The following is a 532-nucleotide window of genomic DNA, read 5'->3' as shown; positions in this document are numbered from 1 at the left end:
ATCTCCCGGTCGCCGAGGTCGACGCCGAGCCGGGCAACGAGGACGGGCTCCGCGAGGCCCTGGAGCACGCCCTCGCCTACGGCCACGGCACGGTGCGCGTCGTCCACGACGGCGGCGAGGCCCTGCTGTCGACGGAACGCGCCTGCCCCGGCTGCGGCCAGAGCTTCGCGCCCCTGGATCCGCGGCTGTTCTCGTACAACTCGCGCCACGGCTGGTGCCCGGAGTGCTACGGCACCGGCGAGGTGCTTGCCGGCTTCGACGCGGAGCAGACCGGCGAGGAACGCTCGTGGCGGAACGTGGACGAGGGCGAGGTCGCGGTCTGCCCCGCCTGCGACGGCCGGCGCCTCAACCCGACCGCCCTCGCCGTGCGTTTCTCCGGCCGGAGCATCGCGGCCTTCACCGGCGAATCGGTGACCGACGCCCGCGAGACCTTCGGCACGCTGGCGCTGGACGACCGCGAGGGCGAGATCGCCCGGGACATCCTCCCGGAGATCCGCAACCGCCTGGACTTCCTCCGCGAGGTCGGCCTCGG

1 protein-coding gene is annotated in these 532 nt (G+C 74.1%); it reads left to right on the top strand.

Going from position 1 to position 532, the window contains the following annotated elements; genetic code table 11:
* A partial coding sequence (locus G7A99_RS24400; protein WP_205600059.1) for a hypothetical protein occupies positions 1 to 532 on the top strand: 532 nt, incomplete at both ends.

It is taken from the genome of Arhodomonas sp. KWT (genome assembly GCF_010993615.1).
This window is presented reverse-complemented; position numbering and strand designations above follow the sequence as displayed.